Origin of the sequence: Amycolatopsis heterodermiae (genome assembly GCF_034929455.1) — a bacterium.
GTDB classification, from domain to species: domain Bacteria; phylum Actinomycetota; class Actinomycetes; order Mycobacteriales; family Pseudonocardiaceae; genus Amycolatopsis; species Amycolatopsis heterodermiae.
In genome coordinates, this window is the sequence record NZ_JAYFSI010000009.1 from 83,732 (window position 1) to 96,775 (window position 13,044).

Annotated in this window: 11 protein-coding genes; 4 read left to right on the top strand and 7 right to left on the bottom strand. The window is 70.3% G+C overall.

Features of this window, described 5'->3' with window-relative positions; genetic code table 11:
• Positions 1–19 precede the first annotated feature (19 nt).
• The 3 genes from VA596_RS32630 to VA596_RS32640 all read right to left on the bottom strand — a co-directional run bounded on the left by VA596_RS32630 (position 20) and on the right by VA596_RS32640 (position 7,257).
• Positions 20–3,706, bottom strand: a complete 3,687-nt coding sequence (locus tag VA596_RS32630) for a DNA topoisomerase (ATP-hydrolyzing) (RefSeq protein ID WP_323332060.1) — start codon at positions 3,704–3,706, stop codon at positions 20–22.
• A 29-nt stretch (positions 3,707–3,735) separates the two neighbouring features.
• Positions 3,736–5,787 carry a DNA gyrase/topoisomerase IV subunit B gene (locus VA596_RS32635; RefSeq protein ID WP_323332061.1) on the bottom strand — a complete coding sequence of 684 codons (2,052 nt, stop codon included), beginning with the start codon at positions 5,785–5,787 and terminating at the stop codon, positions 3,736–3,738.
• Between the two features lie 132 nt (positions 5,788–5,919).
• Positions 5,920–7,257 carry a hypothetical protein gene (locus VA596_RS32640; protein ID WP_323332062.1) on the bottom strand — a complete coding sequence of 446 codons (1,338 nt, stop codon included), beginning with the start codon at positions 7,255–7,257 and terminating at the stop codon, positions 5,920–5,922.
• A gap of 115 nt (positions 7,258–7,372) precedes the next feature.
• Here VA596_RS32640 and VA596_RS32645 point away from each other — a divergent pair, with 115 nt between their 5' ends.
• Both VA596_RS32645 and VA596_RS32650 read left to right on the top strand, forming a co-directional pair.
• Complete coding sequence (locus VA596_RS32645; RefSeq protein WP_323332063.1) at positions 7,373–8,470, top strand: LLM class flavin-dependent oxidoreductase; 1,098 nt, start codon at positions 7,373–7,375, stop codon at positions 8,468–8,470.
• The gene (locus VA596_RS32650) at positions 8,467–9,069 is read left to right on the top strand and encodes an FMN reductase (protein WP_323332064.1); all 603 of its coding nucleotides are present in this window, start codon (positions 8,467–8,469) and stop codon (positions 9,067–9,069) included. Before VA596_RS32645 ends, VA596_RS32650 begins: the two co-directional genes overlap by 4 nt.
• On the opposite strand, the gene VA596_RS32655 is transcribed toward VA596_RS32650, so the two are convergent.
• Genes VA596_RS32655 through VA596_RS32665 form a run of 3 tightly spaced genes read right to left on the bottom strand, consistent with a single transcriptional unit; the run spans position 9,057 to position 10,472 of the window.
• Entirely contained in the window at positions 9,057–9,656 is a 600-nt protein-coding gene (locus VA596_RS32655; RefSeq protein ID WP_323332065.1) for a dihydrofolate reductase family protein, read from the bottom strand. The genes VA596_RS32650 and VA596_RS32655 overlap by 13 nt on opposite strands.
• A 1-nt stretch (position 9,657) precedes the next feature.
• Positions 9,658–10,140, bottom strand: a complete 483-nt coding sequence (locus tag VA596_RS32660; protein WP_323332066.1) for an SRPBCC family protein — start codon at positions 10,138–10,140, stop codon at positions 9,658–9,660.
• A complete protein-coding gene (locus VA596_RS32665) occupies positions 10,137–10,472 on the bottom strand; it encodes an ArsR/SmtB family transcription factor (protein WP_323332067.1) in 336 nt (111 codons plus the stop codon). The genes VA596_RS32660 and VA596_RS32665 overlap by 4 nt, the downstream gene beginning before the upstream one ends.
• A gap of 141 nt (positions 10,473–10,613) precedes the next feature.
• Between VA596_RS32665 and VA596_RS32670 the strand changes: the two genes are divergently transcribed.
• Positions 10,614–12,083, top strand: coding sequence for a serine hydrolase domain-containing protein (locus VA596_RS32670; RefSeq protein WP_323332068.1), 1,470 nt, complete (start codon positions 10,614–10,616; stop codon positions 12,081–12,083).
• Positions 12,050–12,466 carry a PGPGW domain-containing protein gene (locus tag VA596_RS32675; RefSeq protein WP_323332069.1) on the top strand — a complete coding sequence of 139 codons (417 nt, stop codon included), beginning with the start codon at positions 12,050–12,052 and terminating at the stop codon, positions 12,464–12,466. Before VA596_RS32670 ends, VA596_RS32675 begins: the two co-directional genes overlap by 34 nt.
• Here VA596_RS32675 and VA596_RS32680 read toward each other — a convergent pair.
• Positions 12,459–13,022 carry a TetR family transcriptional regulator gene (locus tag VA596_RS32680; RefSeq protein ID WP_323332070.1) on the bottom strand — a complete coding sequence of 188 codons (564 nt, stop codon included), beginning with the start codon at positions 13,020–13,022 and terminating at the stop codon, positions 12,459–12,461. The two genes, VA596_RS32675 and VA596_RS32680, sit on opposite strands and share 8 nt — an antisense overlap.
• Between the last annotated feature and the right edge of the window lie 22 nt (positions 13,023–13,044).

The following is a 13,044-nucleotide window of genomic DNA, read 5'->3' on the forward strand; positions in this document are numbered from 1 at the left end:
TGTTTCTCACTCACGACCGTCAGTCGCGCTCGATGAGGTGGCCCACCACGTCCGGGCCGGGGTGGGCGTGACCCGAGCCGTCGCGGCGGACGTCCACCTCCGGCAGTTCCACCGGGTCTCCGTTGCGGGCCGAACCCGCCGGACGCGGGCCGATCCAGGCGACCCTGAGCGCTGTTTCGCCCTTCAGGAAACGCTGTGCTCGCACCCCGCCCGTCGCCCGGCCCTTGGCCGGGTACTCGCTGAACGGGGTCACCTTCACGCTCACGCCCGTTGCCGTGATCACCATCGGCTCGCCGTGCTCGTCGTCGTCCGTGCGGACCGCTCCGAAGAAGACCGCCGAGCCCGCGCCCACGTTGATGCCCGCCATGCCGCCGCCCTTCAGGCCCTGGGGGCGGACCAGCGAGGCCGCGTACTTCAGCAGCGACGCCTCCGACGTCACGAACGCCAGCGTCTCCGAGCCATCGCGAAGCCAGGTTGCGCCGACGACCTCGTCGCCGTCCTTCAAGGAAATGACCTCAAACTCGTCCGAGCGGACCGGCCACTCCGGCGAACAGACCTTCACAACGCCGGCCCGGGTGCCCAGCGCCAGGCCGGGGGAGCCCGCCGCCTGCTCGCCCAGCGGGGCGATGCCGACGACCGTCTCGCCCTTTTCCAGCGGGATCAGCTCGCGTGCCGCCATACCGCCGCGCAGGGACACTGTGCCCGCTTGCTCCGGCAGCACGGGCAACGGCAGGACGTCCGTCTTAAACGCCCGGCCGCGGCTCGTCACCAGCAGGATCTGGCCGCGGGCCGTGGTGTGGACCACCGCCGACACCGCGTCGTGCTTCACGCGGCCGTTGCGCCGGCGCGTCTCCGTCGACTCCTCGGACTCCGCCGCCGTGCGCGCGACCAGCCCGGTCGCCGACAGGATCACCTGGCACGGGTCGTCCTCGACCTCCAGCGGCCCGGACGGCTTCGACGCGGCCAGGACCTCCTTCAGGTCGCCGTCGATCAGCGCGGTGCGGCGCTCGGTCGGGAAGTCCTTCGCGATCTTCGCCAGCTCCGACGAGACGAGCTTCTTCAGCACCGACTCGTCGTCGAGGATCTTGCTCAGCTCCGCGATCTCCTCGCGCAGGCGCTCCTGCTCCGACTCCAGCTCGAGCCGGTCGTACTTGGTCAGCCGGCGCAGCGGGGTGTCGAGGATGTAGGTCGCCTGGATCTCCGACAGCTTGAACCGCGTCATCAAGCCGTCCTTCGCGGCCTGCGCGTTGTCGCTTTCGCGGATGAGCTTGATGACCTTGTCGATGTTCAGCAGGGCGATCAGCAGGCCGTCGACCAGGTGCAGCCGCTCTTCACGCTTGCGGCGCCGGTACTTCGTGCGCCGCGTGACGACCTCGTAGCGGTGCCGGAGGAAGACCTCCAGCAGCTCCTTGAGTCCCAGCGTCTGCGGCTGGCCGTCGACGAGGACGAGGTTGTTGATACCGAACGACTGCTCCAGCGGCGTCAGCCGGTAGAGGTCGGCCAGCAGCGCCTGCGGGTTGACGCCGACCTTGCACTCGATGACCAGCCGCGTGCCGTTCTCGCGGTCGGTGAGGTCCTTGACGTCGGCGATGCCGGTGAGCCGCTTGGACTTGTTGACCTCGTCGGTGATCTTCTCGATCACCTTCTCCGGCCCGACGCCGTAGGGCAGCTCGGTGACGGTGATCGCCTGCCGCCCGCGGCTGCCTTCGAGCGGCCCGGTCTCGACGTTCGCGCGCATCCGGACCACACCGCGGCCGGTCTCGTACGCGCGGCGCACCTCGTCGAGGCCCAGCAGCTTGCCACCGGTGGGCAGGTCGGGTCCGGGGACGAACTCCATCAGCTTGTCGAGCGTCGCGGTCGGGTGCGTGATCAGCCACCGCGCCGCGGCGACGACCTCGCCGAGGTTGTGCGGGATCATGTTGGTCGCCATCCCGACCGCGATCCCGGACGTACCGTTGACCAGCAGGTTCGGGAACGCCGCGGGCAGCACGGTCGGCTCTTCGAGCGACCCGTCGTAGTTGGGCCGGAAGTCGACGGTGTCCTCGCCGAGCTCCCCGACGAGCTGCATGGCCTCGGGGGACATGCGGGCCTCGGTGTATCGCGAGGCGGCCGGGCCGTCGTCCGGTGAGCCGAAGTTTCCGTGCCCGTCGATGAGAGGCGCGTTCAGCGAGAAGTCCTGCGCGAGGCGGACCATCGCGTCGTAGATCGCGGTGTCACCGTGCGGGTGGTACTTGCCCATGCAGTTGTGGACGACGAAACCCTCGGCCGTGAACTCGTGATCGTCGCTACCGACCTGGATGTCGTAGGTGACGTCCGGCTCGACCGGCTCGACCGAGACGACTTCGAGGAACGAGAACCCCTTCAGCGCGTCGAGGTTGTCGGCGAGAGGAGAGCCGATCCGGCGCAGCTTGTCGATCCAGCCGTCTTGGCAGGCCCGGGAGAGCGGGAACGAGCGGTCGGCCAGTGCGGTGCCGTGCCTGTCCTTGCCGTAGCGGACTTTGGTCCCGCTGACCGCAGACAGGGAAGCGCGGAAGGCGTTGCCGTAGGCGATTTCCGTGAGGTTTTCCAGCGCGCTCTTCTTGTAGCCGATCTTGATCCACGGCGTCAGGATGCGGGCCAGCGCCGCGGCGTCGGACCCGGTGACGGACAGGCCCAGCAGGGTCTTGTGGCCGTCAGGCTTCGGGGTGCTCCAGTGGTGGCCGTGGACGCCCAGATCCGCGAGCATCGCGTAGACCTGCCGGACGAGCGTTTCGCTCGTACTGACGTAGACGATCTCGCGGTGGTTCTTGCGGATGTAGCCGTCGCCGTCGAAGATCCCGGCGAGGAAGGGCGCCCAGGAAGACCGGTCGGCGAGGACCTCCGCCGGAACGGCCTTCGCGTCGCTGAGCGGACTCCCGGCCGCGAGCAGGCCTTCGTGGCGCGAAAAGGTGAGGATGTGCTGGTCGCGCCATTCCGGTTTCGCCGCGGCGCGGGTTCCCCGAGACACGCCGAGGCCGTTGGCCGTCGCCCAGTCGTGCACCGCGTCGAGCGGTTCGACGTCGCACATGTGGATCCGGACCCGGCCGTCCGCGTCACGGTTCCGGTCGACCGCGAAGCCCTCGGCGGTGATCAAGCCGAGGAGGTAGGCGTAGCGATCGCCACCGGCCGGCGTGGTTTCCCGGCGGGCGTTGCCGTACGCGACGGTCAGCCGTCCGGTGAGATCCCGGGCGTCCGTCCAGGTCAGCGTCGAGTCCTCGGCCACGGTCCGGAACCGCTGGCCCGGCGTCACGAGCATCGTGTGCCCGTTCGACCACGTGACCCGCACGAGTTCGGACACCGGGTTCTCGTAGACCTCGGTGACGGGTACCGCCCGGCCCCGGCTGTCGAGGACCTGCTCGCCGATCTCGATCTCTTCGATCGGCCGTAATCCGTCCGGGGTCGACACCAACGCGCCGCGGACGAAGCAGTCACCGACGACACGGGACGACTTCACATACGCGTGCGTGGGCCGGTAACCCTGCTCGTGCATGGAAAAGAGGATCCGGCGGTGCACCGGCTTCAGGCCGTCACGGGCGTCCGGGAGGGCGCGTGAGTGGATGACCGAATACGCGTACTCCAGGTACGAGTCCTCGATCTCGGTCTTCAGCGAGTTGTCGAAGACGTTCGCACCGGCGGAGTCGAACGCGCTGGGATCGACCTTGGTGGTGGTGCCCTTGCGGCGTGCCACGGCAGAACTCCTTGGTAGCTACGAAAATATCAAGCGTCGATGGCGTCGCGGTCGATGCGGTCCGAGGAGGCGACCAGCCAGTTGCGCCGGGGTTCGACCTTCTCGCCCATCAGCAGCTCCAGCGCGCTCTCGGCGGCCTCGGCGTCGTCCATGGTGATCCGGCGGACCGAGCGGCTGGCCGGGTTCATCGTGGTGTCCCACAGCTCGTCGGCGTCCATCTCGCCGAGGCCCTTGAACCGCGGCACCGGCGTGACGATGCTCTTGCCCGCTCGCTCCAGCTCCGCGTACTTGGACTCCATCTCCTGCTGCGTGTACGTGAAGTGCGTCTCCGGGTTGCGGCCCTTCGTGACGAGCTTGTGCAGCGGTGGCATCGCCGCGTACAGCCGGCCATCCTCGATCACCGGGCGCATGTACTTGGCGAACAGCGTGATCAGCAGGGTCCGGATGTGCGAGCCGTCGACGTCCGCGTCGGCCATCAGGATCACCCGGCCGTAGCGCATGGTCGTCAGGTCGAACGTGCGGCCGGTGCCCGCGCCCAGCACCTGCACGATCGACGCGATCTCGGCGTTCTTCAGCGTGTCGCCCAGCGACGCCTTCTGCACGTTCAGGATCTTGCCCCGCAGCGGCAGCAGCGCCTGGTACTCCGACACGCGCGCCATCCGGGCCGACCCGAGCGCGCTGTCACCCTCCACCAGGAACAGCTCGCTGCGCGAGACGCCGGTGGTGCGGCAGTCGACCAGCTTCGGCGGCATCGCCGCGCCCTCCAGCGCGGTCTTGCGCCTCGCGGCGTCCTTCTGCTGCTTCTGGGTGAGCCGGACGCGGGAGGCGTCGACCACCTTCTGCAGCACGACCTTCGCCTCGGACTTGGTCCGGCGGTCCTCGGTCCAGGCCTTGACCTGCTTGTCGACGATGCCCTGGATGACGCGGGTGATGCCGGCGGTGGACAGCTCGTCCTTGGTCTGCGACGTGAACTGCGGCTCCGGCAGCCGGACGTGGATCACGGCGGTCATGCCCTCGAGGACGTCCTCGATGGTCGGCATGTCCTCCTTGGGCTTGAGCAGCCCGCGGGTCTTGGAGATGGCGTCCTGCAACGCCTTCGCCATCGCGCGGTCGAAGCCGCGGCGGTGCGTGCCGCCGTGGACGTTGCGGATCGTGTTGGTGAAGTACTCGACCGTGCGCTCGTAGCCGGTGCCCCAGCGCAGCGCCACCTCGATCTCGGCGCGGCGCTCCACATTGGACTGCATGACGCCCGCCGCGTCGGCCGCGTTCTCCTTGTACGTGCCCTCGCCGGTGATCATCAGCGTGCCGCAGACCGGCTTCTCGCCCGAGGGCGTGAGGAAGTCGACCATGTCCACCAGCCCGTTCGGGAAGTGGAAGGTCTCCTCGTTGATCGTGTCCTCGATGGCCGTGCGCAGCACGTACGTGACGCCCGGGACGAGGAACGCGGTGTTGCGCAGCTTCGCCCGCACGCCCTCGACGTCCAGCGCCGAGCCGGACTCGAAGTAGCGGGAGTCGTACCAGTAGCGGATCGACGTGCCGCCGCGCTCGCCGCGCTTCATCTTGCCGACGACGTTCAGGCCGGAGTGGCGGGTGAACTTCGCCTTCGGGCCGGGCGCGTCGAAGATGCCGGGGACGCCGTGCTTGAACGACATCTGGTGGACCTTGCCGTCCTGCTTCACCGTGACGTCGAAGCGGTGCGACAGCGCGTTGACCGCCGACGCGCCGACGCCGTGCAGGCCGCCGGAGGTCTTGTAGCCGGAGCCGCCGAACTTGCCGCCGGCGTGCAGCCGGGTCAGCACCAGTTCGACGCCGGACAAACCGGACTTGGCGTGGGTTCCGGTGGGGATGCCGCGGCCGTCGTCGTCGACCTGGACGCTGCTGTCGGCGTGCAGCGTGACGACGACGCGCGTGGCGTGGCCGGCCACACCTTCGTCCGTGGAGTTGTCCACCACCTCGGAGAAGAGGTGGTTGATGCCACGGCTGTCGGTGGAGCCGATGTACATCCCGGGGCGTTTGCGGACGGCCTCGAGCCCCTCGAGGTGCGTCAGGTCGTCGGCCCCGTACAAGGTCTCGGCAGTCACAGGGTCGTTCTCCCGGATCGTGGCTCGCGAAGGTTCGGTGAGGTGCGGACTCGGCCTGCACCGTACTGCAGGATATCCGCCTGCCCCGACAACTTCCGCGCGTCCGTCCCCCGGTGTGGCGTGAACCGCCCCCTAGCGAGGGTCGAAACCGAGGTCGGGCCACAGGGCGAGCAGGGCTTCGATCTTCCGCGGGACCTGGAAGCTGTTCCGGAAGTTCGGCTTTTCGCCGATCGTGGCGAGGCCCTTGCGCAGGTCCCCGAACGCCGGTTGCGCCGCGGTCTCGCGGGTCAGGAGGTAGCAGTACGTGCGGCGCGGGTAGGCGAACTCGTCGGTGTAGGCCTGCAGCACGAGACCGGGGGCCTCGGTCCGCGACCCGACCAGCGCCCGGCCCTGCTTCTGGCTGTAGACGCGGATCACGTGCACGCCGCCGCGCAGGGTGCGCGGCGGGTCCTGGCCCTGGCCGTCGTCGGCCCAGAACAGTTCGACACGGAAGGGTGCTTCGCCGTTTTCGCCGGGGTGGGAGTACTCGCGGGACAGCTCTTCCAGCCGGTACTCGGCCTCGGCCGACGGCTCGCCGCCCTCGACGAGGCTGACCAGGTACAGCTCGGCCGGGCGCGGCCACGACGGCCGGGGGACGTCGGTTTCTTCGGCCGGTTCCGTTCCGGCCGGTGCCGCAACCGGTTCCGGGGTCTCGGAACCGGTTGTGGCAGCGACCTCGGCGGGCGCGGTCGTCTCCGGCTCGGCCGGGGTGTCGGGCGTCTCGGTCACCGCGGGACGGACCGGTGACGGGGCGGGCGGGGCCGGACGCACCGGCGAAGGCGCGGGCGGGGCCGGACGCACCGGTGACGGCGGCGGGGTCGCGGCCGCGGGCCGGACCGGGGTGGCCGGGCGGGTGGTCACCACGGGCCGCGCGGTTGCGCGAGGCGTCGAGGTGGCCGGACGCGCGGGGGTGACCAGCTTGCCGGCGCCATACTGCTCCAGGAGCGGCTCCAGGTCACCGGCGGTCAGGGAGGGCCCGGCGAGGTCGGCCCACTCGAGCCAGGCCTCCTGGGCCTCCTCGACGGTGTGCTTCTCGGTCGAGACGGTGACCGCCTCGAACAGCTGCCGCGGGCCGGCGGCCGTGACGTCGGCCGAGCCGACCACGACGAACGCCGGGTCGTCCTCCGCGATCACCAGCTTCGCGTTCAGCCCGCGCAGCGAGTGCACGGCCACGCCGGCCTTCACCCAGTGCAGTAGGGCGTGCGGGCTCGTCGTGCCGGCCAGTACCGAGTCGAGACCCGCGTCGGTGATCAGCGTGTCGCCCGGCTGCAACGGCAGCAGGGCGGCCGCGCCGGGACCGACGTGACCGAAGGCGGCCACCAGGTTCCGGCGCGGGCTGAGCAGTGGGGTGATCGAGGCCCAGATGTCGCGGCCGGTGAGAAGTCGTACCGAACGTTCTGCCAAACCCAGCCGAGCGAACTCCGCGTCCATGCCTTTGACCTTAGCTGGTGGCCCCTCACGGGTTGACGGCCGGAATATCTCTTGCTTGGAAGTAGTTGAACGCGCATGTAAGATGGGCGGTGCGCCTTCGGAAAGGGAGCAGGTCATGCAGTTCGGAATCTTCACGGTGGGCGACGTCACGACGGACCCCGCGACCGGCACCACGCCGAGCGAGCACGAGCGGATCAAGGCGATGGTCCGCATCGCGCTCAAGGCCGAAGAGGTCGGTCTCGACGTCTTCGCGACCGGCGAGCACCACAACCCGCCGTTCGTGCCCTCGTCGCCCACGACGATGCTCGGTCACATCGCCGCGCAGACGTCCAAGCTGATCCTCTCGACGTCGACGACGCTGATCACCACGAACGACCCGGTGAAGATCGCCGAGGACTTCGCGATGCTGCAGCACCTCGCCGACGGCCGCGTCGACCTCATGATGGGCCGCGGCAACACCGGCCCGGTCTACCCGTGGTTCGGCGAGGACATCCGCCAGGGCATCCCGCTGGCCATCGAGAAGTACGCGCTGCTGCGCCGGCTCTGGCGCGAGGACGTGGTGGACTGGGAAGGCAAGTTCCGCACGCCGCTGCAGGGCTTCACGTCCACGCCGCGCCCGCTCGACGACGTCCCGCCGTTCGTCTGGCACGGTTCCATCCGCAGCCCGGAGATCGCCGAGCAGGCCGCCTTCTACGGTGACGGCTTCTTCGCCAACCACATCTTCTGGCCGAAGGAGCACTTCCAGCAGCTCATCGCCTTCTACCGCCAGCGCTTCGAGCACTACGGCCACGGCGCCGCGGACCAGGCCATCGTCGGCCTCGGTGGGCAGGCGTTCATCCGGCCGAAGTCGCAGGACGCGTGGACCGAGTTCCGGCCGTACTTCGACAACGCGCCGGTGTACGGGCACGGCCCGTCGCTGGAGGAGTTCACCGACCAGACGCCGCTGACCGTCGGCAGCCCGCAGGAGGTCATCGACAAGACGCTGACCTTCCGCGAGCACTTCGGCGACTACCAGCGCCAGCTGTTCCTGATGGACCACGCCGGCCTGCCGCTGAAGACCGTCCTGGAGCAGCTCGACCTGCTCGGTGAGCACGTGGTTCCGGTGCTGCGCAAGGAACTCGACGCGATGCGCCCGTCGCACGTGCCGGACGCGCCGACGCACGAATCGCTGAAGGCGTCGAAGGACGCTGCTCTCGTGGGGAGTCAGGCATGAAGCTCGCGGTGGTGACGGCCGGGCTGTCCGTGCCGTCCTCGACCCGGTTGCTGGCCGACCGGCTGGCCGCGGCGACCATCAACGGGGTCGCGGCCGGGTCCCCGGTCGAGGTCGACGTCGTCGAGCTGCGCGACATCGCGCTCGACGTCACGAAGAACCTGCTGACCGGCTTCCCGAGCCCGGACCTGCGCACGGCCATCGAAACGGTGACCGGGGCGGACGCGCTGATCGCCGTCACGCCGGTGTTCACCGCCGGCTACAGCGGCCTGTTCAAGTCGTTCTTCGACGTTCTGGACGCGGAGTCGCTGGTCGGCAAGCCGGTGCTGCTCGGCGCGACCGGCGGCACCGAGCGGCACTCGCTGGTGCTCGACTACCAGCTGCGGCCGCTGTTCGGGTACCTGAAGGCGGACCCGGTCGCGACGGGCGTGTACGCGGCTTCGTCGGACTGGGGTAGCGGAGAAGGGGCGCTGCAACGGCGGATCGAGCGCGCGGGCGCCGAGCTGGCGTCGCTGGCCGCGGGCCGTCCCGCGGTGGCCGCGGCGCCGTCCTTCGTCCCGTTCGACCAGCTGCTGGCGGAAGTGTCCGTTCAGGACCGGTAGTGCACCCGGTAGCTCAGGTGCGTGACGCCCTCGCCCGCGACGACCTCGGTCCGCTCCAGCTCGGCCTGGCCGGTGCTCAGGTTTTCGAAGTAGCGGACGCCTTCGCCGAGGAAGACGGGCACCAGGTCGATCTTCAGCTCGTCGAGCAGGCCGAGGTCCAGGCACTGCCGGGCGATGCTGGGCCCGGAGACGCCGACGTTGCCGTCCCCGGCCGCCTTCGCCCGCTCGATCGCGGTCGCGACGTCCGGGCAGAAGGTGAACGGCGCCAGGTGCGCTTCCGGCCAGTCCGCGGGCGGCGGGCGATGCGTCACGACGAACGCCTTGCCGCCGCCGGGCGGGTTGCCGCCCCAGCCGCGGGTGTACTCGAACACCGTGCGGCCGCAGACGAACGCGCTGTGCTCGGCCTGCGCCAGGTGCCGCCGGAGGTAGTCCGCGCTCGCTTCGGCGACGTGGAACGTGATCGGGTAGCCGACCATCGGCACCGCGACGTGACCGCCCTCGTACCAGTCGAAGAGCGGCCCGACGCTGTTGTCGGGGCGGGCCACGAAGCCGTCGAGGGACATGCAGAAGCTCGCCGTCACCGCCATGTCAGCTCTCCTTCTCGAGCAGGGTGTCGAGCCGGTCGTACGACTCGGTGATGCCGCCCTCCATGCCGTTCGCGATGGCCGCGTCGCGCGCCTCGACCGACGGGAACACCGAGTGGGTGCGCATCCGCGTCCGGCCGTCGCCGAGGCCGGTGAAGGTCGTGGTGTCCAGGCTGACCTCGCCCGGCGCGCCTTCGAACTCGAAGGTCTGCACGATCCGGCCGCCGTCCTCGTCGCTGTGGAAGACGCTGTGGAACACGCCGCGGAAGAAGAACTCGCCGCGCTCGGCCCGGTGCGCGTACCGGTAGCTCCCGCCGGACCGGACGTCGTACTCGAAGATCTCCATCTCCAGGTCGGCCGGGCCGAGCCACTGCTGGACCAGGCCGGGCTCGCGGTGCGCGCGGAACACGGCGGCCGGCGGCGCGGCGAACTCGCGGACGACCTCGATGAACGGGGTGCCGGGCTGGGCGGTGATGGTGGTGCTCATTCGGTTTCCTCCAGGGTTTCCAGGACGGCGTCGAGCCGCCGGTGGGTGCGTTCGGTGGCCAGCCGGTAGGTGTCGATCCAGCCGGTGAGGGCTTCGAGGGCGGACGGCACGAGGTGGCACGGACGGCGCTGCCCGTCCCGGCTCCGCGTGATCAGCCCGGCCTGCTCGAGCACCTGGATGTGCCGGGAGACCGCCTGCTTCGTGATCGCGAAGGGCTCGGCCAGCTCGTTGACCGTCGCCTCGCCGCGGGAGAGCCGGGCGATCAGCGCGCGGCGCACCGGGTCGCCGAGGGCGGTGAACGCCCGGTCCAGCGCCTCCTCGTCAACCGTCATCTTTATCAACCAATCTGTTTATCAACCGATGCGTTGACAATAAGCCTGGCTCGGAGTGACGTCAAGAGGTGCCGAAAGTAGGGGGTGGCTCGCGTCGTCCGGCAGCCGACGGCGGGCGGGCCCGCTGCCTACTTTTGCGCCATGACCAGGCTGTTCGCGCTGCTCGGGGCGCTGCTGATGCTCACGATCACCCCGGCTTCCGCCGCTTCCGCCGCTTCCGGGAGTGACGGGATCGACGACTACGTCCGCGCCTACCTCGACCACACCGGCCTGCCCGGGGCCGCGATCGCCGTGACGCACGGCGCCGACGTCGTGCGCGTCGCCGGGTACGGCCACGACGCCGCGGGCGCGCCGATCACCGCGTCCACCCGGCTGCCGATCGCGTCGCTGAGCAAGTCGATGACGGCGTTCGCGGTGCTGCAGCTCGTCGACGCCGGCCGTGTCGGGCTCGACGAGCCGGTGACGCGGTACCTGCCGGAGTTCCGGCTCGCCGACCCGCGCGGCGCGCGGATCACCGTGCGGATGCTGCTGGACCAGACGTCCGGGATGGCCGACTCGGCGTTCCCCGACCTGACGCTGCCGCAGCCGCACACCCTCGCCGAAGCCGTCTCGCGGCTGCGGGACGCGGGCCTGGCGGACGAGCCGGGCACGACGTTCCACTACCACAACCCGAACTACGAGGTGGCCGCCCGGATCGTCGAGGTCGTCGCCGGGCAGCCGTACCCCGAATACCTGCGGACCCGGCTGTTTCTCCCACTGGGCATGACGGCCAGTTCCACTGTGGACAGTCCGTCGGCGGACCTCTCGCCGGGGTACGTGCGGGCGTTCGGCTTCGCCGTCCCGGTGTCCGAGCCGGACTGGTTCACCGGCGGCAGCCACGGCGTGCTGAGCACCGCGGCCGACCTGACCCGGTGGCTGATCGCGCAGCGGGACGGCGGTGGCGTGCTGTCGCCGTCCTCGGCCGCGCTGGCGCACACCCCGGCGCCCGGCCGCGACTACGCGTTCGGCTGGGGTGCCTACCGGCCGGGGCAGCTGTCCCACAACGGCGAGTGGTTCAGCCACACCGCGGCGCAGATCCTGCTGCCCGGCGGCTACGGCGTCACGGTGCTCGCCACGACCGGGCTGGCCCTGGACAACGACGCCGAGTCGCTGGCGCAGGGCCTCGCGACGCTCGTCCAGGGCGGGACGCCGGAGCTCGCGCTGCCCGCCGGGGTGGTCGCGGACCGGGTGCTGGCCGGGCTGATCCTGCTCTCGGTGGTGCTCGCCGTGCTCGGCGTCGTCCACGCGCGACGGTGGGCGGCGCGCCGGACGTCGTGGTGGCGGGCCGGGCTGCGGTCGGTGCCGTGCCTGCTGCCGGCGCTGGTCCTGGTGCTGCTGCCGGAGCTGATGAGCGCGGTGTTCGCCGGGCGGCGGGGCACGTTCGGGCAGATCTTGTACGTCTGGCCGGGCGTCGTGGTCTGGCTGGGTGTGGCCACGCTCTGCGGGCTGGTGGTGTCCGCGGCGCGGATCCGGGTACTCGCGAGTGGCACGCGGGGGCACAACCGGGAAGAATCGGACGGAACGAGGGGAGTGGCCGAGTGGGGATCGGTAAACAGGCCAAGCGCATCCTGATCACGGTGGCGGGGGCGATCCTGCTGGTGGTCGGCGTGCTGCTGCTGGTCCTGCCCGGACCGGGCCTGCTGCTGGTGCTCGCCGGGCTGCTGCTGCTCGCGTCGGAGTTCCCGAAGCTGGAGCGGTACGTCGACCCGGTCCGCGACCGCGCGATGAAGGCGGCCGAAGAGAGCGTCTCGTCACCCCTGCGGATCGCCGGCTCGGTGCTGGCCGGGCTCGCGCTGCTGGCCGCGGGCATCGTCTGGGGCACGGTGAAGTCGCTGCCGTTCAGCGGCTGGAGCACCGGATCGAGCCTGATCCTGTCGTCGGTGATCCTGTTCGCGCTGCTGATCTGGAGCTACCGCCGGGTGAAGTCCCGGCGGGAGGAGAAGGCGGTCAGCTGATCAGCTTGCGGACCGCTTCGGTGACCGTCGCGCGGCGGTAGGCCTGGTCGTCGGGGGCCACCGCGATCATCTCCACCGTCTGGGCCGACCACATCGACGCCAGGCTGACCACCATCATCAGCAGCTGTTCCGGCTCGAAGCGGTCCGAGACCGTGCCGGCCTCCTGAGCTGCGCGGATGGCGTCGACCTTGCCCTTGGCCGAGTCCGTGATCGCCTGGATCGTGCGGCCGGTGCCGGCGCGCTCGAGGCGGTACCAGGCGGAGATCCGGGGCACCTCGGGGTAGGCGGCGTAGCCGTCGAACAGCCGGCCGGCGTACCCGGGCAGGTCGTCGGCGGTGATCGGCGTCTCGGTGAGGGTGCGCTCGACGATCGTGTCGAAGACCGCGTCGAACAGGTCGTCCTTGCTGCCGAAGTACGTGTAGACGAGGCCCGCGCTGCACTGCGCGCGCGTCGCGATCCGGTCCATCCGGGCCCCGGCGATGCCGTGCGCGGCGAACTCCGCCAGCGCGGCTTCGAGCAGCTGGCGGCGCTTCGCGGCGGGATTCCGGGTGGCCATGACGTCGATTCTAGTTGAATGA

Coding starts and splice junctions, on each gene's coding strand:
- VA596_RS32640 (WP_323332062.1), bottom strand. CDS start 7,257: ATGGACGCGGAGTTCGCTCGGCTGGGTTTGGCAGAACGTTCGGTACGA.
- VA596_RS32645 (WP_323332063.1), top strand. CDS start 7,373: ATGCAGTTCGGAATCTTCACGGTGGGCGACGTCACGACGGACCCCGCG.
- VA596_RS32650 (WP_323332064.1), top strand. CDS start 8,467: ATGAAGCTCGCGGTGGTGACGGCCGGGCTGTCCGTGCCGTCCTCGACC.
- VA596_RS32655 (WP_323332065.1), bottom strand. CDS start 9,656: ATGGCGGTGACGGCGAGCTTCTGCATGTCCCTCGACGGCTTCGTGGCC.
- VA596_RS32660 (WP_323332066.1), bottom strand. CDS start 10,140: ATGAGCACCACCATCACCGCCCAGCCCGGCACCCCGTTCATCGAGGTC.
- VA596_RS32665 (WP_323332067.1), bottom strand. CDS start 10,472: ATGACGGTTGACGAGGAGGCGCTGGACCGGGCGTTCACCGCCCTCGGC.
- VA596_RS32670 (WP_323332068.1), top strand. CDS start 10,614: ATGACCAGGCTGTTCGCGCTGCTCGGGGCGCTGCTGATGCTCACGATC.
- VA596_RS32680 (WP_323332070.1), bottom strand. CDS start 13,022: ATGGCCACCCGGAATCCCGCCGCGAAGCGCCGCCAGCTGCTCGAAGCC.